This is a genomic window from Cupriavidus necator, from assembly GCF_040578825.1.
GTDB classification, from domain to species: domain Bacteria; phylum Pseudomonadota; class Gammaproteobacteria; order Burkholderiales; family Burkholderiaceae; genus Cupriavidus; species Cupriavidus necator_E.
Window position 1 is genome coordinate 25,601 of record NZ_JBEFLI010000021.1, and the last position, 17,881, is coordinate 43,481.

Genomic DNA, 17,881 nt, shown 5'->3' on the forward strand with positions numbered 1-17,881 from the left:
GGGAAGGCTGGCAAACTGTGCGCCAGCGGGCATCCCGGACGGATATGCGAGAATTATAAATTGTTCGCGCCCCGCCCCGCCGCGGCCGCATCCCCCAATCCTTATCTTGCGCAGTCCCGATGACCACCCACGCCACCGCCAAATCCGTAAAAAGTGAAAACAACCTGATCTGGCTGGACATGGAAATGACCGGCCTGTCGCCGGACACCGACCGCATCATCGAGGTGGCGATCGTGGTCACCGACTCCGAACTCAATATCCTGGCCGAGGGCCCGGTGCTGGTGATCCACCAGAGCGACGCCGTGCTCGACGGCATGGACAACTGGAACAAGGGCACCCACGGCCGCTCGGGCCTGATCGACAAGGTCAAGGCTTCGACGCTGACCGAAGAGCAGGCCGAGGCTGAGCTGCTGGCCTTCCTCAAGCGCTGGGTGCCGGCCAACAAGTCGCCGATGTGCGGCAACTCCATCTGCCAGGACCGCCGCTTCATGGCGCGTTACATGCCCAGGCTGGAGGCGTTCTTCCACTACCGCAACCTGGACGTGTCGACGCTGAAGGAGCTGTGCAAGCGCTGGGAGCCGGTGATCCACAAGGGCTTCGTCAAGCGCCAGCTGCACACCGCGCTGGCCGACATCCTGGAATCGGTCGAGGAACTGCGCTACTACCGCACGCACTTTATCCGCCACATGGCGCCCGGTGCCGCGCCGGCCGCCGACGCGCCTTCAGCGGAGGCACCGGCTGCCGGCACGCCCGCCGAATAACCCGGGTCAGCCGCCACCCTCGATAACAACAACTCACCACCAGCGACGGGCCGCGCGCATTGCGGGGCCTGATTGCCGCTGCCGGGCGCCGCACGGTCCCCGGCGCGCTGCCCGTCCCGCCAGCCATGCTCGAGCGCATTGTCTCCATCATCACGCCGGTCATCCTGATCATCCTGGTCGGGTGGCTGTACGGGCGCAAGGCACATCCGGACATGGCCGGCATCAACCGCGCCACGCTGGACGTGATCGCGCCGCTGCTGGTGGTGTCGGCCTTTGTCAGCAAGGACTTCGTGCTGGCCGACCAACTCGTGCTGCTGGGCTGCGCGGTGGCGGTGGTGCTGGGCTCGGGCGTGCTGGCGTGGGGGCTGGCGCGGCTGCTCAGGGCCGATCCGCGCACCTTCGTGCCGCCGATGATGTTCAACAACTGCGGCAACATGGGCCTGCCGCTTTCGGTGTTTGCCTTCGGCCCGGCCGGGCTGGCGCCGGCGGTGGCGCTGTTCGCGGCGTCGAACCTGATGCACTTTACGCTCGGCATGAAGATCGTCAACCGGCACGCGTCGATGGCGCAGATCGCGCGCAACCCGATGGTGCTGGCCACCGTGGCGGGCGTGGGGCTGTCCCTGGCGCGGCCATGGTTCACGCTGCCCGACCCGGTCTACCAGTCAGTCAAGCTGCTGGGCGATGCCACCGTGCCGCTGATGCTGTTCGCGCTGGGCGTGCGCATGAAGGATGTGAGCCTGCGCAACTGGGGCATGGGACTGGTCGGCGCGGTGGCGTGCCCGCTGGCCGGCATTGCGGTGGCGCTGCTGCTGGTGCAGTGGGTGCCGCTGACGGAACTGCAGCGCGGGCTGCTGTTCGTGTTTGCGGCGCTGCCGCCGGCGGTGCTGAACTTCCTGGTGGCGGACCACTTCCGGCAGGAGCCGGACCAGGTGGCGTCGATCGTGCTGCTGGGCAATATCGCCGCGGTGGTGTTCGTGCCGGTGGGGTTGTACCTGGGGTTGCGCTGAGCGTGGAGAAAGGAAAGGCCCGCGCGGCTTGCGCCGGCGGGCCGGGTAGAGGGGGTAGCGGTGGGGTAGCGGCCGGGCGACTTACGCCGCGGGTTTGGCCCGCACCGCGTTCTTCGGCCGCCAGGCCTTGACCACCGCCTCGTCGGTTTCGATATACGGCCCGCCGATCAGGTCGATGCAATACGGCACCGCAGCAAAGATCCCTTGCACCACCGTCTTGCCGTCGGCGTCGCGCAGGCCTTCCAGCGTCTCGCGGATCGCGCGCGGCTGGCCTGGCAGGTTGATGATCAGCGCGGCGCGGCTGGCAGTCTCGCGGACCACCGCCACCTGGCGCGACAGGATCGCGGTCGGCACGAAATGCAGGCTGACCTGTCGCATCTGCTCGCCGAAGCCCGGCATTTCCTTGGTCGCCACGGCCAGCGTGGCCTCGGGCGTCACGTCGCGGCGCGCCGGACCGGTGCCGCCGGTGGTCAGCACCAGGTCGCAGCCGGCCACGTCGACCAGGTCGATCAGCGTGCGCGAGATCTGGGTCTGCTCGTCCGGGATCAGCCGCTCCACCGCCTGCCACGGCGTGGTCAGCGTGCGCCCGAACCAGTCGCGCAGCGCCGGGATGCCTTCGTCCTGGTAGGTGCCGGCCGAGGCCCGGTCCGAAATCGACACGAAGCCGACCACCAGTTCGTCGGGATGGTTGCGGGCGATCGGCTGCGTGGGCTGCGTGGGCTGCGTGGGCTGCGTGGGCTGCGTGGTCTGGGTCATGCTTCGGACTCCGGGGTAGGGGGTTGGTCCTCGGCGGCGCCGCGGTTGCCATCCTTGTCTTCGAGCGCCGTCTTGATCGCCTGGAACAGCTCGCGGAAATAGCGCGGCGGCTTGCCTTGCTCTTTTTCCCGGCGCGCGTTGCGGATGGTGTTGCGCAGCGCCTGCACGTCGATGCCGGGATGCTCGCCCAGGAAGCGCGTCAGCGCCGCGTCGTCGGCCAGCAGCAGTTCGCGCCAGCGCTCGATCAGGTGCATGCGTGCGGTCTCGGCCTTGCTGGTGCCCTTGAAGCCTTCCAGCGCGCGGCGGATGACCTCGACTTCGTCGTCGTCCAGGCCGCGCATGACCTTGCCGACATACTGCATCTGGCGGCGCTTGCCTTCGTGGCTGGTGATGCGGCGCGCCTGGTGGATGGCGTCGGCCAGCGCTTCGGGCATGGGCACACGCGCCAAACGGTCCTTGGCCAGGCCTTCCAGCTCGGCGCCAAGGTCCTGCAGGGCGGTCATGTCGCGCTTGCGCTGCGACTTGCTTTTCGGTTCGTCGTCTTCCGGTTCCGGCGCAAAGCCTCCAGGAAAGCGCGAGCCGTTCGGATTACGGGAATTTCGCGTCATGCCCGGCATTTTATCTTGCTATGATTGCCGCTTGGACTTTTGATGACACCCGCCCAGCATGGATCAGATCGCAGAACAGACCGCGCACTTCACCTACACCCAGGCCCAGCTCAAAGAGATGGCCGCCGATGTGCTGCGTGTGGCACGCGAACTGGGGGCGACCGACGCCGCCACCGAGATCTCCGAAGGCAGCGGCCTGTCGGTGTCGGTGCGCAAGGGGCAGGTGGAGACCATCGAGCAGAACCGCGACAAGGTGATCGGCGTCACGGTGATGATCGGCAAGCGCCGCGGCAACGCCAGCACCTCCGATTTCTCGCCGGCCGCGCTGCGCGCCACCGCCGAGGCCGCGTACAACATCGCCCGCTTCACCGCCGAGGATGAATGCGCCGGGCTGGCCGAGGAAGAACTGCTGGAGCGCGACCCGCAGGACCTGGACCTGTTCCACCCCTGGGCCCTCGACGCCGAAGCCGCGATCGATATCGCCACCCGCGCCGAGGCCGCCGCCTTCGCGGTATCGCCGCGCATCCGCAACAGCGACGGCGCCAGCGTGTCGGCGCAGCACTCGCAGTTCGTGCTGGCCACCACGCGCGGCTTCTCCGGCGGCTACCCGTATTCGCGCCACTTTATCTCGTGCGCGCCGATCGCCGGCAGCGGCAGCGGCATGCAGCGCGACGACTGGTACTCGTCCAAGCGCTCGCCGCTGACACTGGCCGCGCCTGAAGACATCGGCAAGTACGCCGCAGAGCGCGCGCTGGCGCGGCTGCAGGCGCGCAAGCTGACCACGCGCCGCTGCCCGGTGCTGTTCGAAGCGCCGCTGGCCGCGGGCCTGCTGGGCGCCTTCGTGCAGGCGGTTTCGGGCGGCGCGCTGTACCGCAAGTCGACCTTCCTGTGCGACTCGCTGGGCCAGACGGTATTCGCCCCGCACGTGCAGATCCATGAGCAGCCGCATACCCCCGGCGCCATGGGCAGCGCCCCGTTCGACGAAGAAGGCGTGCGCACCCACGAGCGCGACGTGGTCCTCGACGGCGTGGTGCAGGGCTACTTCCTGTCGACGTATTCCGCGCGCAAGCTCGGCATGAAGACCACCGGCAACGCCGGCGGCTCGCACAACCTGACGCTGTCGAGCAGCCTGACCGAGCCCGGCGACGACTTCCCCGCCATGCTGCGCAAGCTCGGCACCGGCCTGCTGGTGACAGAGCTGATGGGGCAGGGCGTCAACTACGTGACCGGCGACTACTCGCGCGGCGCGTCGGGCTACTGGGTCGAGAACGGCGTGATCCAGTACCCGGTCGAGGAAATCACCATCGCGGGCAATATGGGCGAGATGTTCAGGCAGATCGTTGCGATCGGGGCGGATGCGCTGGTGCGGGGGACCAAGGAAACGGGGTCGGTGCTGATCGAGCAGATGACGATTGCGGGGAATTGAGTACCGGTGTGTCAGCAAAACAAAAAAACAGGCCATGTGGCCTGTTTTTTTGTTAGCCAGCGGCATGACAACCGCTGGCGGTTTGCTCCCTCTCCCGCCTGCGTCGCCTGCGGGAGAGGGAGCACACAGACGGTCAGGCAAACGCCGCGGCATCGACCCGCGAATTACGATGCTTCCGAAGCCGGCCGCTCATACGTGACGAACGCATAGTCGAAGCCATTCGCCTCCGAATGATGCGTCTCCCGCGACGTCTCGATCCATTGCGAGCGGTCGATCGGCGGAAAGAACGCATCGCCTTGCACGTCGGCATCGATCTCGGTCACCACCAGCCGGTCGGCGCACGGCAGCGCCTCGGCATAAAGCTGCGCGCCGCCGATCAGGAAGATCTCGTCGACGCCCACGCACAGACGCTGGGCATCTTCCAGCGAGCCGGCCACCTCCGCGCCTTCGATGCGCAGGCCGGGGTTGCGGCTGACCACGATATTGCGCCGGCCCGGCAACGGACGGCCAAGCGAGTCCCAGGTCTTGCGCCCCATGATGATGGGGGCGCCCATGGTGGTGCGCTTGAAGTGGGCCAGGTCTTCCGGCAGGCGCCACGGCAGCTTGTTGTCGCGGCCGATGGTGTTGTTGCGGGCCTTGGCGACGACCAGTGTCAGCAGCGTCATACGGCCACCGGTGCCTTGATGGCGGCGTGCGACTGGTAGCCGGCCAGCTCGAAGTCTTCGTAGCGGTAGCCGAAGAGGCTGTCGGGCTGGCGCAGGATCTTCAGCTGCGGCAGCGGCAGCGGCTCGCGCGCGAGCTGGGTCTGCACCTGCGCGAAGTGGTTGTTGTAGAGATGGCAGTCGCCGCCGGTCCAGATGAAGTCGCCCACTTCCAGCCCGGCCTGCTGCGCGATCATGTGCGTGAGCAGCGCGTAGCTGGCGATATTGAACGGCACGCCCAGGAAGATATCGGCGCTGCGCTGGTAGAGCTGGCACGAGAGCCGGCCGTCGGCCACATAGAACTGGAAGAACGCATGGCAGGGCGGCAGTTTCATACGCGGGATGTCGGCCACGTTCCATGCCGACACAATCAGCCGGCGCGAATCCGGGTTGGCACGGATCTGCGCCATCACCTCCGTGATCTGGTCGATATGGCGGCCGTCCGGCGTGGGCCACGAGCGCCACTGCGAACCGTAGACCGGACCCAGTTCGCCGTTCTCGTCGGCCCATTCGTCCCAGATGGTGACGCCGTGCTCCTGCAGCCAGCGCACATTGGTCGAACCCTGCAGGAACCACAGCAGTTCATAGATGATCGACTTCAGGTGCAGCTTCTTGGTGGTGACCACCGGGAAGCCTTCGCGCAGGTCGAAGCGCATCTGGTAGCCGAATACCGAGCGCGTGCCGGTGCCGGTGCGGTCGGCCTTGTCGGTGCCATGCTCGTACACATGGCGCATGAAGTCGAGATACTGTTTCATCGGCGCGGGGCGGGACGGAAAGTGGCGCGGGCGCGGGCCCGCAAAGCACGCATTCTAAAGCAAAAGGGCCGCCCCTCCGGGCAGCCCTTGTTGCGCTGGCCGGGGCGCCTGCCCCGGCATCAAGCTCGGCCAGCCTTAGTGGCTTTCGACCGGTTGCTGCTGCTCGCGGCGCTTCTGCACCAGGTAGCCGGCGCCCAGCACGCCGCCGACGATCAGCACGTACAGGCCCCAGTTGACCACCGGGTTGGCCTCGAAGAAGGCCTTGACCAGCGGCTCGTGCACGATCATCTTGACCGCGGTGAACGCCAGCACGCCCGCGCCCAGGTAAATGATGATCGGGTAGCGGCTCATCAGCTTGAGCACCAGGCTCGAGCCCCACACCACGATGGGGATGCTGATCAGCAGGCCCAGCACCACCAGCAGGAAGCTGCCGTGCGCGGCGCCGGCCACGGCCAGCACGTTGTCAACGCCCATCACCGCGTCGGCGATGATGATGGTCTTCATCGCGCCCCACAGGGTCGACGCGCCCGAGCCGTGCGCGTCGCCGTCGCCCTCGTCGGACAGCAGCTTGTAGGCAATCCACACCAGCGCCACGCCGCCGATCAGCATCAGCCCCGGAACCTTCAGCAGCCAGACCACGCCGATCGTCATGGCCGAGCGGACCACCACGGCACCGACGGTACCCCAGATGATGGCCTTCTTCTGCAGGTGGGCGGGCAGGTTGCGCGCCGCCAGGGCGATCACGATGGCATTGTCGCCAGCCAGCACCAGGTCAATGACGACGATGGACAGCAACGCCGTCAGAAACTGCATCGTGAACAGATCGGTAAACTCCATGAATTCTCCTAAGGGTACGAATCAGCGCAAGCGCACAAATTGGGTTCGCCTGGATTCACGGAGCACGGGAGCGTGGGGCCGCCTTTGCAAACCATGAAATGCCAGGTTGCAAAGGTCTTGCTCGACCACTGGCGCGGTATGCGCACCGGTAGTCAGCACAACCGGAGACTGCGGTCCCGGAATGACGATTGTGCTAAGGGCATTGGGCCCCGGAGCTACTCCCCTTTGAGGACACGGCCCCACTGGGGCCGCGCTGGGCGGGATTATAAACGAACTGCACGCCATCTGGCCCATTGGGGGAGATACTGACTCAAGGTTTTTGAGTGCTGTATGGGCCGCACACTGGCATCCGGCGCTGCACGATCCGGCGGATGGGCCTATCCTTGAATCTCGGCTCCGCCCGATGCGTCCCGGACGGCACAGGCACGCGTTGCGGAGACCGGCGCGCACGACATGCACAGCGCGGCCTTGGGGAATACGCAGTGAAGCAGTAAACATTCGCGACCACACAAGGAAACGTCATGCCGGCTGTCCCGAACTCGCCGAACTCCCTCGCCCCTCAGAACAAGACCCCGCAGACCCCCCTTCGCAACCACCACCATAACGGCCACGCCAGCGCCCCGCCGCCCGTCGGGCAGCCCGCGCTGGTCGCACTGGCCAACGGCCATGCGCATCGCGCGCCGCCGCAGCCGGAATTCATGCAGCAGTACCGCGAGGACAGCGGCGCGCTGCGTGAGCAGGTGCTGACCGGGCTGCGCGCCCGGCACGCCGCGATCAGCCCCAAGTTCTTCTACGACGTACTGGGCTCGCGCCTGTTCGAGGCCATCACCGACCTGCCCGAGTACTACCCGACCCGCACCGAGGCTGCGATTTTCGCCAGCGCGGCGCCGGCCATCGCCGCGCGCGCAGGCAGCGGCTGCGTGCTGGTGGACCTGGGCGCCGGCAACTGCGAGAAGGCGGCGCGGCTCTTTGCCAGCCTGCGCCCGGCGCAGTACGTGGCGGTCGATATCTCGATCGAATTCGTGCGCGCGACGCTGTCGACGCTGCAGCAGCAGCATCCGGAGATTCCGATGCTGGGCCTGGGCGCCGACCTGTGCGCGCCGTTCGACCTGCCGTCTAGCGTCAGGCGCGGCAGGCGCCTGTTTTTCTATCCGGGCTCGAGCATCGGCAACTTCGCCCCGATGGAAGCACTGGCGCTGCTGCAGCGCCTGCGCGGTGCGGCCGGGCGGGGCGACGGCGTGCTGATCGGCGTGGACCTGCACAAGGACGAAGCCACGCTGGTGTCGGCCTATGACGATGCGCTGGGTGTCACCGCCGCGTTCAACCGCAACGTGCTGCGCAACGTGAACCGCATCGTCGGCACGGATTTCGTGCTGTCAGACTGGCGGCATGTGGCGAGCTTCGACCGCGAGGCCTCGCGCATCCAGATGCACCTGCAGGCCTGCCGCGACGTGCGCGTGCAGTGGGACGGCGGCGCGCGCGAGTTTGCCGCCGGTGAGCGCATCCATACCGAGGACTCGTACAAGTACCGGCCCGAGGATTTCGCGCTGCTGCTCGAAGCCGCCGGGTTTGACGACCCGGTGTACTGGACCGATCCGCGCGGCTGGTTCGCGGTGTTCCACGCGCGCGGCTGAGCGCCGCAGTTGGGCGGTCTGCCCCGGGGAACGCCGGCGGCAGGGGCGCCGGGCAGGGCAGGCGGGTAGTGTCATAATGGCCCTCATCGCCACCAGGGGCGTGCCGCGTGCTGCGTACGCCCCGCGGCCACGGCCTGTCCACTGTTCTCTTCCTGCGCGGACCTTCCCGATGAGCGGCTTTCCCATGCTTCCCGATCTCTATTTCACCGGCGGCAAGGCGACGTGGTCCGACCCGCGCCGGCTGCCGCGCGAAGGGCTGGCGCAGGCCCTGGTCGAGTCGCGTGCGCGCACGCTGGCGTGGCTCGCGCCGTTCGGCCAGACGCGCCGCGCCTGGGACGTGCCGCGCCAGTACGATGCCGACCCGCCGCTATGGACCCTCGGGCATGTCGCCTGGCATGCGGAGTGGTGGTGCCTGCGGGGCGTGCGACAGGTCCATCGCGGGGGCGTGCCGGTACCGGTGGCCTCGGTGCCGTCGCTGCTCGACGGCGCCGACGAATGGTTCGATCCGGACCGCATCGGCCCCGACGAGCGCTGGGAAGTCACGCTACCCGATGTGTCCGTGGTCAAGCGCTATGCCGCCGAGGTGCTCGACGGCGTGCTGCGCCGGATCGCGCTGCTGCCCGATGACAACGACCTGACGCTGTACCCGTTTCGCCGCGCGCTGTTGCACGAGGATGCGCAGGGCGAGGGTGTGGCCGCGCTGTTGCAGGCGCTGGCCATGGCGCCGACCGAGCCTGTCGGCGCCGGCCTGGCGGCGGTCGGGGGCGGCACGCTGCATTTCCCCGGCGGACGCTTCACGCTGGGCTGGAGCGATCCCGATGGCTTTGCGTGGCCGGATGAGTTGCCGCCGCAACCCACTTATGTGCCGGCCTTCGAGATGGACATGGCGCTGGTCAGCAACGCGCAGTTCCTGGAGTTCGTCGAGGACCGCGGCTACGAGCATCCGGCCTGGTGGTCGGCGTCGGGGCGGCAGTGGCTGATGACGCAGGAGCGCTCGGCGCCGCGCTACTGGTCGCGCCATCCCGGCACACGTGCATGGATGGTGGAGCGCTTCGGCACGCTGCGCACGCTCAATCCGGACGAAGCGGTGCGCCATGTCACGCTGTACGAGGCGCAGGCGTGGTGCGTGTGGGCCCGCCGGCGGCTGCCGGCGGAATCGGAATGGGAGCTTGCCGCCACGCAGAACCGCGGGCTGCAATGGGGCGCACTGCGTGAGTGGACGGCGACGCCGTATGAGCCGTATGCGGGCTTTACCGGGGGGCCGTCCGACGGCGAACTGGCGGGGCGCTTTGGCGCGTACCAGGCGGTGCGTGGTGTGTCGTTCGCCAGTCCGGCGCGGCTGCGCCATGTGCGGGCGTGGTGGGCGCTGTTGCCGGAGGATGATTTTGCGTTTGTGGGGTTTCGGAGTTGTGCGTTGTGAGTCGACTGGCGTAAGGCGAGGGCATGAAAAAAGGGCACCCGAAGGTGCCCTTTTTTTGCTTGCGCAGTCAGCGTGCTGTCGGTCGCCCACCCCTCTCCCAGCCCTCTCCCCCTGAGGGACCCTGAGGGGGGAGGGAGAACACCTTGGTTAGGCTAGTTCGGACGGCTTGGGAACACCCAAAACCGTTGGCCGCGCTCGCACGTGGTTGGTGTTCTTACCGCTCGTAACGCGACCGGCTGTTGCGATTGCCGTTGCCGTTGCCGCCAAAGCCGCCACCGAAGCTGCGGTTGCCGTCGCGGTTGCCATCACGATTGCCAAAGCTGCGGCCTTCGCCGTTGCCACGGTAGCCGCCGCTGCCCGCGCGGTTGCCGTCGCTGAAGCTGCGCGCGGCGCCGTCGCGGTTGCCGAAGCCACCGCGATTGTCGTCGCCGAAGCTGCGGCCGCCTTCGCGGTTGCCAAAGCCACGTGCGCCGTCGCTGGCGCCGCGGTAGCCGGGGTTCTGGCCGCCCTGGCCGCGATAGCCGCCGCCTTCACGGTTGCCGAAGCCCCCGCGGTTGTCGTCGCCGAACGGGCGCGCGCCTTCCGCGCGGTTGCCGAAGCCGCCACGGCTGTCGCCGCCGAACTTGCGGTCGCCGAAGCTGCGTTCGCCGCCACGGTAGCCGCCGCCATTGCCGCCGCGGAAATCACCGCGGCCACCACCCGGCTTGCCGCCGAAGTTCGAGCGCGGCTTGGGCGAGCGGCGCGGCTCCAGGCCTTCGATCACCGAAGCGTCTACGCGCTGGTTGGTGAAGCGCTCGATGCGGCGCCACTGGAACATGTCGTTGTGGTTGACCAGGTTGATGGCGATGCCCGAGCGGCCCGCGCGGCCGGTACGGCCGATGCGGTGCACGTAATCCTCGGCCTGCTTGGGCAGGTCGAAATTCACCACGTGGGTGATATCGGGCACGTCGATGCCGCGCGCAGCCACGTCGGTGGCCACCAGCACGCGCAGGTTGCCGCGGCGCAGTGCGGTCAGGGTACGGTTACGCGCGCCCTGGGTCATGTCGCCGTGCAGCGCGCCGGCCGAGAAACCGGTGTCGGACAGGCGTTCGGCCAGCGAATCGGCATCGCGCTTGGTCGCGGTGAAGACGATGGCCTGCTTGAGCGTCGCGTCGCGCAGCAGGTGGTCCAGCAGGCGCTCCTTGTGCGACATGTCGTCGGTGAAGTGCAGGCGCTGCTCGATATGGCTCTGGTCGGCGCGGGCCGCGGCGATCTCGATGCGCTGCGGGTCGCGCAGCTGGCGCGAGGCGAGCTGGCCGATGCGCGCATCCAGCGTGGCCGAGAACATCAGCGTCTGGCGCGAAGCCGGCGTAGCGTTGACGATGGCGTCGATGTCGTCGGCAAAGCCCATGTCGAGCATGCGGTCGGCCTCGTCGAACACCAGCATCTGCAGCGCCGACAGGTCGATGCGGCCGGCGTCGATATGGTCGAGCAGGCGGCCCGGCGTGGCCACCAGGATGTCAGGCATCTTGGCCAGCGCGGCCAGCTGCTTGGGGTAGGGCATGCCGCCCAGGATGCTGGCGCAGACGATGCGGCGCAGGTTGCGGCCATACTTGGCGGCGGCCTCGGTCACCTGCAGTGCCAGTTCGCGCGTCGGGGTCAGCACCAGCAGCGCCGGCTGGGCCGGCGACGGGCGGGGACGCTTGCCCTTCATGCGCTTGGCGGGCTCGGTCGGGCGCTGCGGCGCCGGCATTTCGCTGATGCGCTGGATCGCGGGCAGCATGAACGCGGCGGTCTTGCCCGAGCCGGTCTGGCTCGAGACCAGCAGGTCGCGGCCGGCCAGGAAGGCGGGAATGGCCTGGGCCTGCACCGGCGTCGGCGTGTTGTAGTTCAGTTCGGAAAGGGCGCGCAGGATGGCCGCATCGAGGCCAAGCGTGGCGAAACCGCTCTCAGTCTGGATAGCGGCCGGCGCTTCAATTGCCGGCGCGCTGTTGAGCATCGCGTCGAGCTTGTCGAGCGGGCTCTGGGTATTCTGCGCAGCGTCGGAAGTGATCGAAGCGTCGGTCGCGGAGGCAATAGCTTGCTCCGCACGAATGTCGTGCTGGGTCATGTCGGAATGGTCAAATAAATGCATGGCACCCCGGTAAAGCACAATGGGGTGGGCGCAGTGCAAAGTCTTAAAAAGGCTTCGGCGCCAATCGGTGAGGCCGTTACGACAGACACAGCTGGCAGTACGGCGGCAGGCAGGGCTTTGGCTGGTACCGCTTAAGCGGTCCGGCTATGTCCCTGGCAGGCAAACAGCTCAGGTTTCAGGCTGTTCAACAGGATCGGAGACGAGGCGACGTCAGGTGAGCGGTGCGTTCTGCTGGGCCGCTGGCGCGCAGGTGATTTACCAGGCGTCCGGCAACGAGGAAACAGAGCTTGGGAGGGCAGCGGATTCGCCGCGGCATTCAGGTGAAGCAGGTGCCGGGCGCTCGGCGGATCTCACAGTTGCGAAACTCACGCGGCGGATTATAGCAGAGCGCGCGTTTTTTGTTGCACTGCGAAAACGTAACCGGATATGTCAGCCCGCGATCACCTGGCGCCGCGGCACGCCGTCGCAGCGATGTCCGGCCAGGGTTGAAAGGGGCCGGCACCCGCCTATACTTTAGGCGCGAGCACACAGGATGCCCGCACGGGGCGGACGAAACGTTCCCGCTTGACCTCCTCCAGCGGCATTGGGCCGCTGTTCGCGGCAAGCATTGCGGTCATTGCCCCCACGCGCCAGTCTTCCCGCGACTCTCCGGGTGGTCCGGATGGGCGTCCGCGTCATGGGCGGAATCATGGGAAGCCTGCCTGGAACAGAATGACCGAATTGCTGACCGCGTGGACACAGGTGGTCCGGGCCCGTCCGCAGCCAGCCCGCCAGTCACTGGCGGGCTTTTCTTTTGGGGCTTCGGTACTTGCCGCTCAGTCCTCGGCATCCTTGTTGGCTGCCTTGCGCGGCAGCCGGCCCAACGGCTGCTCGCGCGGCATCGCCACGCGCTTGCCCGGCAAACCGCCCGGGTAATCAACGATGCGCGCGGCGCCCGAGCGCCGCGATCCATGCCATGCCTGGCCGCCGGCGGTGCGCCCGCCGCCCAGGATGGCGGTCATGGCCTGCCGGTCGAGATCCATGCTGTCGGGCAAATCCTTGATGACGATCACTGCCATGGCTGACTCCATCATGCGGAACCACAGCCATGCGGCCGCGGGACCGCTTCAGTATAGGCGAGGCGGTCCGCGCAGATGCCCGCGGGCCCGCCTCGCAGTGCGCTCAGACGGCGGCGAAATTGCCGCCCCATTGCGACGGGTCCACGTTGACGCGCACCGGGCCGAAACCGGGGCCGATGCTGCCGACGTTGTTGAGGGTGTTGACGTTGATCGCCTGCAGCTGCGCGATGTTCTGGTTGACGTTGACGTTGACATTGGCCAGCGGGCCGACGCTGCCGATGCCGCGGCTGAGCCACGAATTGCCGCCGCGCACGGCGCACAGCGAGGCACGGTCGAGTTCCTTGCTCAGGGCAAGATCGCGGACGAGGATCGATGACATGGTGGTGCTCCTTGGATCGGGATGCCAGGGGCAGCGGGCGCGAAGATTGGTCGATCCGCGCGCCTGCTGCGGCCAGGGCGTATCAGGCGAAGATGTTGTTGGTGGCGTTCTGGTTCGTACGCACGTTGGACGTGACGTGGTCCAGGAAGGCCGAGCCGTTGCCGTTCAGGTTGGTCACGGTCTGCATCTGCGCGATTTCCTGTACGGCGTTGATGCGGTTGTCGAACGACAGCTTGATCGGCGTGTAGACGGCGGCGAAGGGCAGGTAGGCCAGGCCGCCGCGCACGGCGTGCATGCGCTTGCTGTCGAGGGTTTCGGCGGCGGACAGGTCCTTGATGGTCAGCGTGGTCATGATGGTCTCCGGTATCGGCAAGTACGTTGGGGGCTGGGGGCGCGAGGGCTCAGCCGTAGATGTTGTTGGTGGCGTTCTGGTTCGTACGCACGTTGGACGTGACGTGGTCCAGGAAGGCCGAGCCGTTGCCGTTCATGTTGGTGACGGTCTGCATCTGCGCGATCTCCTGCACGGCCTTGATGCTGTTGTCAAACGACAGCTTCACCGGGCTGTACACCGCGGCGAACGGCAGGTAGGCGAAGCCGCCGCGCACGGCGTGCATGCCCTTGCGATCCAGGGTTTCGGTGGAGGACAGGTCTTTGATGGTCAGCGTGGTCATGATGATCTCCGGTAGAGGAAGGTATTGCCTTGGGTTGGTTTCGAGCATCGTTTAGTGTCGCGCTCGGTGGGGATATCGCAGGGAGCGTGCCAGGACCACGTCCAGTCGCGCAGGCCGCGCGCAACTGCCTGAAAACAAGGGGTTTTCGCCGGCCATGTCGGCTTGCGCGCACCGCTTAACGAGGCGCGTGAGGCTGCGGTAGTGACGGGTGCCGCCGAACAGCCTGGGCGTCGGTGTTGGCGATGCTGCGACAGTCGCGCGCGATGCCTGCCGGCGTTGGCCACGTTGCGGCGCGCGCTGCGTTGCAAGCCGACCGCGCATGGTTTGCGCATGCCATGGGTGCGCACTAGTATCCATCGAGAGCAGGGCTTTTTCCGCAGCGCGGGACAGCCTGCCAGCAACCATGTCAGGGCATGCCGTGGCCAGTCTCAAAGACCTGATCCGCAAGTTCCAGAACGGCGGCCTCTCCGACGACGAGTTCGTCGCGTCGTTCGAGACGGCGCTGGCGCAGGACCCCACCACGCCCAGCCAGGCGGCGCGCGTGATCATCGAGGAAAACACGCGTTTCCCGTTTCCGCCCGCGGTGTACGCCGAAGTCATGCGCCGCATCGAGCGCCGCGAAGCCACCCTGTATGGTTCCGCCACCGAAGCCACGCGCCTGGCCACCGGGCCGGCAACGGGCTCGCTGTATGCGACATCGCCCGAGCCGGGCACGCTGCCGCAGGCCGCGCATACCAAGGGCGTGGGCGATACGCTGAACGGACGCTTCGTGCTGGAAGAATGCCTGGGCGTGGGCGGCATGGGCACGGTGTACAAGGCACTGGACCTGCGCAAGCTCGAAGCCTCGGACCGCAAGCCCTATATCGCGATCAAGGTGCTGAACCTGCAGTTCAGCGGCCATCCCAAGTCGCTGATGGCGCTGCAGCGCGAGGCGCGCAAGGCGCAGACGCTGGCGCACCGGAATATCGTCACCGTCTATGACTTCGATCGCGACGGCCCGGTGGTCTTCCTGACCATGGAGTACCTGTCGGGCAAGTCGCTGAACCATGTGCTCAAGGCGCCGGACTTCACCGGCATGCCGATGGCGCGCGCGATGTCGATCATCAACGGCATGGGCAACGCGCTCGCTTACGCGCACGAGCGCGGCTTCGTGCACTGCGACTTCAAGCCCGCCAATGTCTTCCTGACCGACAGCGGCGAGGTCAAGGTGATCGACTTCGGCATCGCGCGCGGCTTCCTGCCGCCGGCTGATGAATCGGACCGGACCGTGTTCGATCCCGGCTCGCTGGGCGGCATGACGCCGGCCTACGCCAGCCCCGAGATGTTCGAGCACCGCGAGCCTGATCCACGCGACGATATCTACGCGCTCGCCTGCGTGACCTACGAGCTGCTGACCGGCAAGCATCCCTATCAGCGGCTGGGCGCCAACCAGGCGCGCGACGCCGCACTCAAGCCGGTGCAGCCGCCACAACTGAGCCGCACGCAATGGAAGACGCTGCGCGAGGCGCTGTCGCTCGACCGCGAGACGCGCACGCCCACCGTCGCGCGCTTCCTGCAAGGCATGAGCGCCGTGCCGATGGCCGCCGCGCCAAGCCGCTTGCCGCTGATGGCGGGCGGCGCCGTGGCCCTGCTGGCCGGCGTGGCGGCAGTGGGCTATTACGCCTGGGAGTCGCAGCGGCGGGCCGGGCCGCCTGCGGTCGCGACCCGCACCGAGACCGCGGTGCCGCTGGCCACGCCATCGCCTGCGCCGCCGCCGCCGCCGCTTGCGGCCAAACCGCCCGCACCGCCCAGCCCGGCCGTGCTGTCGATGGCCGATGTCGGCAAGGTGCTGGCCGCGGTGCCGTGCTCGCTGCTCGCCGCCAGCGAGCAGGCCCAGACGCTGCGCGTGCGCGGCTTCCTTGGCGAGAGCGTCGGCCCCGCGCGGCTGCGCGAGCAGCTCGGAGCGTTGCCGGGCGTGAAGAACGTGGCGATCGACACCCAACCGCTCGCGCCAGACAAGTGCGACGTGGCCACGCTGATCGCGCCGTACTGGTCGGGCAGCCGCCAGGGCGGCAATGCCTCATCCAATGCCTCGTCGCTAAAGCTGCGCGGACAGGGCACACAGCTGGTCGAGGGCTCGCCGCTGGTGCTTGACCTGCGCACGCCGGCGCAGGACTCCTACGTCTATGTCGATTACTTCGCCGCCGATGGCAAGGTCGCACACATGGTGCCAAGCGCGCGCGTGGCCGCGCACCAGGCGCCGCCGGGCCATACCGCCACGATCGGCGATGGCGGCGACTGGGTCGTCTCTGGCCCCTTCGGCACGGAGCTGGTGGTGCTGCTGACCACGCCGGCCCCGCTGTTCGAAGGGCGCCGCGCCGAGGTCGAGGCACGGCAGGACTACCTGCGCGCGCTGGAAAAGCCGCTGGCGCAGATGGCGCGCACCTATGGCCGCGATCGCATCAGCGCGGACCTGGTGCAGATCTCCACGCGCGCGCGCTGACCCTCACGACATCCGGCTTGCGCGTTGCGCCAGCCGCTACTTCATGTCGCGCGCCACGCGAAAGCCGTTCTGCGACTGCCGCACGCTGGGGCTGTACTTGAAGCGCGTCGAGGACACCATATAGCTGGCGCCCTCGCGCCACGAGCCGCCACGGATCACGCGCGTGCCGCAAACGTTCTCGTTCCATGCGCGCCCGTCGGTGGGCGCACCCTTGTACGAGCTGTGCCAGCAATCGGCCACCCATTCCCACACGCTGCCGTTGACGTCGTGCAGGCCGTAGGGATTGGCCGCGAACGAGCCGACCGTTGCCGGGGCGTCCTGGCTCCACGGATCGCCGCATTCCTTGCAGTTGGCGTTGCCCTTGCGCATCTGGTCGCCCCACCAGAATGCGCTGGACGTGCCGCCGCGCGCCGCGTATTCCCATTCCGCCTCGGTCGGCAGCCGGTAGGTCTTGCCGGTGGTCTTGCTGAGCCAGGCCACGTACTGCTGCGCATCGTCCCAGCTCACATCGCGCACCGGCGCGTTCTTCGCGCTGTCGGCGACGGTCGGGACGCGCTGGCAGGCGCCGGCCTCGACGCAGGCATTCCATTGCTCGACCGTGACCTCATAGCGGCCGATCGCGAACGGCTCGCCGATGGTGACGTGATGCGGGGGCTTCTCGGCGGGATCGCTGGCGCTGCTGCCCATGGTGAAGCTGCCGGCGGGCACCGTGACCAGCACCGGACACGCGGGGCAATCGCGGATTTCGCCGGCGCGCGGCGTGACACTGACCGCGCCGCCTGCCGCCGTGCCGGAACGGGGCGCTGCCGCGACCGCGGGCGGTGATGCGGGACGCGCTGCGGGAGGAGACGCCGCCGGCGCGCGCGACACCTGGCCGCCGGCGGATGTGCCCGCGCGTGGCGGCGGTGACGCGGGGGCCGGTTTCGATGGCGCGGGCGCGGGTGCCTGCGCCTTGGAGGCCGCGGCAAGCCGCTCCAGCCGCGCCTTGGCCAGTCCCGCGAATTTGCCGTTGGGGTACTGCTTCAGGTAAGCCTCGTAGTCCGCGGCATGGTTGCTGTTCTTGATCGAGTCCCAGAAGGTGAGCTCATATTGCTCGTCGGTGTTCTTGGGCATGATGCCGGCGAGCAGCAGCGGTTCCGTGGCTCGCATGTCGACCGCGGCGGTGGCTGCCTGCGTGGGCAGCGGCGCGGTGGCGAAGAGCCCGGCCATTGCGGCCAGGCGCACGACTGGTAGTTTGCGCCACATCTTCACACCTCACTGGGGCCGCGGCGAA

Annotated in this window: 17 protein-coding genes; 6 read left to right on the forward strand and 11 right to left on the reverse strand. The window is 67.9% G+C overall.

The annotated features are described in order from the left end of the window. Positions 1-119 precede the first annotated feature (119 nt). Together orn and AB1I47_RS12845 are read left to right on the forward strand one after the other, a co-directional pair. Positions 120-761 carry an oligoribonuclease gene (gene orn / locus AB1I47_RS12840; RefSeq protein WP_354684135.1) on the forward strand — a complete coding sequence of 214 codons (642 nt, stop codon included), beginning with the start codon at positions 120-122 and terminating at the stop codon, positions 759-761. 125 nt (positions 762-886) lie between these two features. Further along, positions 887-1,768 (forward strand): AEC family transporter, encoded by an 882-nt coding sequence (locus tag AB1I47_RS12845; RefSeq protein WP_354684136.1) that lies wholly within the window; start codon positions 887-889, stop codon positions 1,766-1,768. Positions 1,769-1,849: 81 nt separating this feature from the next. Here the strand turns inward: AB1I47_RS12845 and mog are convergent, their stop codons facing one another. After that, positions 1,850-2,524 carry a molybdopterin adenylyltransferase gene (mog, locus tag AB1I47_RS12850; RefSeq protein ID WP_354684137.1) on the reverse strand — a complete coding sequence of 225 codons (675 nt, stop codon included), beginning with the start codon at positions 2,522-2,524 and terminating at the stop codon, positions 1,850-1,852. Next, on the reverse strand, positions 2,521-3,132 hold the full coding sequence (gene yjgA, locus AB1I47_RS12855; protein WP_354684138.1) for a ribosome biogenesis factor YjgA: 612 nt from the start codon (positions 3,130-3,132) through the stop codon (positions 2,521-2,523). The genes mog and yjgA overlap by 4 nt, the downstream gene beginning before the upstream one ends. Before the next feature lie 58 nt (positions 3,133-3,190). On the opposite strand from yjgA, the gene pmbA reads away from it, so the two are divergent. Further along, positions 3,191-4,558: a metalloprotease PmbA gene (pmbA, locus tag AB1I47_RS12860; RefSeq protein ID WP_354684139.1), complete on the forward strand. Its 1,368-nt coding sequence runs from the start codon at positions 3,191-3,193 to the stop codon at positions 4,556-4,558. A 164-nt stretch (positions 4,559-4,722) separates the two neighbouring features. Here the strand turns inward: pmbA and AB1I47_RS12865 are convergent, their stop codons facing one another. The 3 genes from AB1I47_RS12865 to AB1I47_RS12875 form a co-directional block, all read right to left on the reverse strand. Then, positions 4,723-5,223: a dihydrofolate reductase gene (locus AB1I47_RS12865; protein WP_354684140.1), complete on the reverse strand. Its 501-nt coding sequence runs from the start codon at positions 5,221-5,223 to the stop codon at positions 4,723-4,725. Further along, complete coding sequence (locus AB1I47_RS12870) at positions 5,220-6,014, reverse strand: thymidylate synthase (RefSeq protein ID WP_354684141.1); 795 nt, start codon at positions 6,012-6,014, stop codon at positions 5,220-5,222. The genes AB1I47_RS12865 and AB1I47_RS12870 overlap by 4 nt, the downstream gene beginning before the upstream one ends. A gap of 135 nt (positions 6,015-6,149) precedes the next feature. Further along, the gene (locus tag AB1I47_RS12875; RefSeq protein ID WP_354684142.1) at positions 6,150-6,851 is read right to left on the reverse strand and encodes a TerC family protein; all 702 of its coding nucleotides are present in this window, start codon (positions 6,849-6,851) and stop codon (positions 6,150-6,152) included. A 521-nt stretch (positions 6,852-7,372) separates the two neighbouring features. Here AB1I47_RS12875 and egtD point away from each other — a divergent pair. After that, complete coding sequence (egtD, locus tag AB1I47_RS12880) at positions 7,373-8,485, forward strand: L-histidine N(alpha)-methyltransferase (RefSeq protein WP_354684143.1); 1,113 nt, start codon at positions 7,373-7,375, stop codon at positions 8,483-8,485. A 169-nt stretch (positions 8,486-8,654) separates the two neighbouring features. After that, the gene (locus tag AB1I47_RS12885; protein ID WP_354684144.1) at positions 8,655-9,905 is read left to right on the forward strand and encodes an SUMF1/EgtB/PvdO family nonheme iron enzyme; all 1,251 of its coding nucleotides are present in this window, start codon (positions 8,655-8,657) and stop codon (positions 9,903-9,905) included. A gap of 214 nt (positions 9,906-10,119) precedes the next feature. Here the strand turns inward: AB1I47_RS12885 and AB1I47_RS12890 are convergent, their stop codons facing one another. The 5 genes from AB1I47_RS12890 to AB1I47_RS12910 all read right to left on the reverse strand — a co-directional run bounded on the left by AB1I47_RS12890 (position 10,120) and on the right by AB1I47_RS12910 (position 14,126). Continuing rightward, positions 10,120-11,994, reverse strand: coding sequence for a DEAD/DEAH box helicase (locus tag AB1I47_RS12890; protein ID WP_354684145.1), 1,875 nt, complete (start codon positions 11,992-11,994; stop codon positions 10,120-10,122). Between the two features lie 839 nt (positions 11,995-12,833). Then, positions 12,834-13,076: a hypothetical protein gene (locus AB1I47_RS12895; protein ID WP_354684146.1), complete on the reverse strand. Its 243-nt coding sequence runs from the start codon at positions 13,074-13,076 to the stop codon at positions 12,834-12,836. A 103-nt stretch (positions 13,077-13,179) separates the two neighbouring features. Next, positions 13,180-13,455 (reverse strand): hypothetical protein, encoded by a 276-nt coding sequence (locus tag AB1I47_RS12900; protein WP_354684147.1) that lies wholly within the window; start codon positions 13,453-13,455, stop codon positions 13,180-13,182. 82 nt (positions 13,456-13,537) lie between these two features. After that, positions 13,538-13,807 carry a hypothetical protein gene (locus AB1I47_RS12905; RefSeq protein ID WP_354684148.1) on the reverse strand — a complete coding sequence of 90 codons (270 nt, stop codon included), beginning with the start codon at positions 13,805-13,807 and terminating at the stop codon, positions 13,538-13,540. 49 nt (positions 13,808-13,856) lie between these two features. Continuing rightward, positions 13,857-14,126 carry a hypothetical protein gene (locus tag AB1I47_RS12910; RefSeq protein WP_354684149.1) on the reverse strand — a complete coding sequence of 90 codons (270 nt, stop codon included), beginning with the start codon at positions 14,124-14,126 and terminating at the stop codon, positions 13,857-13,859. A 403-nt stretch (positions 14,127-14,529) separates the two neighbouring features. Between AB1I47_RS12910 and AB1I47_RS12915 the strand changes: the two genes are divergently transcribed. Continuing rightward, a complete protein-coding gene (locus AB1I47_RS12915) occupies positions 14,530-16,608 on the forward strand; it encodes a serine/threonine-protein kinase (RefSeq protein ID WP_354684150.1) in 2,079 nt (692 codons plus the stop codon). 36 nt (positions 16,609-16,644) lie between these two features. On the opposite strand, the gene AB1I47_RS12920 is transcribed toward AB1I47_RS12915, so the two are convergent. Then, positions 16,645-17,853, reverse strand: coding sequence for a formylglycine-generating enzyme family protein (locus AB1I47_RS12920; RefSeq protein WP_354684151.1), 1,209 nt, complete (start codon positions 17,851-17,853; stop codon positions 16,645-16,647). Positions 17,854-17,881 lie beyond the last annotated feature (28 nt).

Coding starts and splice junctions, on each gene's coding strand:
- AB1I47_RS12900 (WP_354684147.1), bottom strand. CDS start 13,455: ATGTCATCGATCCTCGTCCGCGATCTTGCCCTGAGCAAGGAACTCGAC.
- AB1I47_RS12865 (WP_354684140.1), bottom strand. CDS start 5,223: ATGACGCTGCTGACACTGGTCGTCGCCAAGGCCCGCAACAACACCATC.
- AB1I47_RS12890 (WP_354684145.1), bottom strand. CDS start 11,994: ATGACCCAGCACGACATTCGTGCGGAGCAAGCTATTGCCTCCGCGACC.
- AB1I47_RS12910 (WP_354684149.1), bottom strand. CDS start 14,126: ATGACCACGCTGACCATCAAAGACCTGTCCTCCACCGAAACCCTGGAT.
- AB1I47_RS12875 (WP_354684142.1), bottom strand. CDS start 6,851: ATGGAGTTTACCGATCTGTTCACGATGCAGTTTCTGACGGCGTTGCTG.
- yjgA (WP_354684138.1), bottom strand. CDS start 3,132: ATGACGCGAAATTCCCGTAATCCGAACGGCTCGCGCTTTCCTGGAGGC.
- AB1I47_RS12870 (WP_354684141.1), bottom strand. CDS start 6,014: ATGAAACAGTATCTCGACTTCATGCGCCATGTGTACGAGCATGGCACC.
- AB1I47_RS12885 (WP_354684144.1), top strand. CDS start 8,655: ATGAGCGGCTTTCCCATGCTTCCCGATCTCTATTTCACCGGCGGCAAG.
- pmbA (WP_354684139.1), top strand. CDS start 3,191: ATGGATCAGATCGCAGAACAGACCGCGCACTTCACCTACACCCAGGCC.
- AB1I47_RS12920 (WP_354684151.1), bottom strand. CDS start 17,853: ATGTGGCGCAAACTACCAGTCGTGCGCCTGGCCGCAATGGCCGGGCTC.
- AB1I47_RS12845 (WP_354684136.1), top strand. CDS start 887: ATGCTCGAGCGCATTGTCTCCATCATCACGCCGGTCATCCTGATCATC.
- AB1I47_RS12895 (WP_354684146.1), bottom strand. CDS start 13,076: ATGGCAGTGATCGTCATCAAGGATTTGCCCGACAGCATGGATCTCGAC.
- AB1I47_RS12905 (WP_354684148.1), bottom strand. CDS start 13,807: ATGACCACGCTGACCATCAAGGACCTGTCCGCCGCCGAAACCCTCGAC.
- egtD (WP_354684143.1), top strand. CDS start 7,373: ATGCCGGCTGTCCCGAACTCGCCGAACTCCCTCGCCCCTCAGAACAAG.
- mog (WP_354684137.1), bottom strand. CDS start 2,524: ATGACCCAGACCACGCAGCCCACGCAGCCCACGCAGCCCACGCAGCCC.
- AB1I47_RS12915 (WP_354684150.1), top strand. CDS start 14,530: ATGTCAGGGCATGCCGTGGCCAGTCTCAAAGACCTGATCCGCAAGTTC.
- orn (WP_354684135.1), top strand. CDS start 120: ATGACCACCCACGCCACCGCCAAATCCGTAAAAAGTGAAAACAACCTG.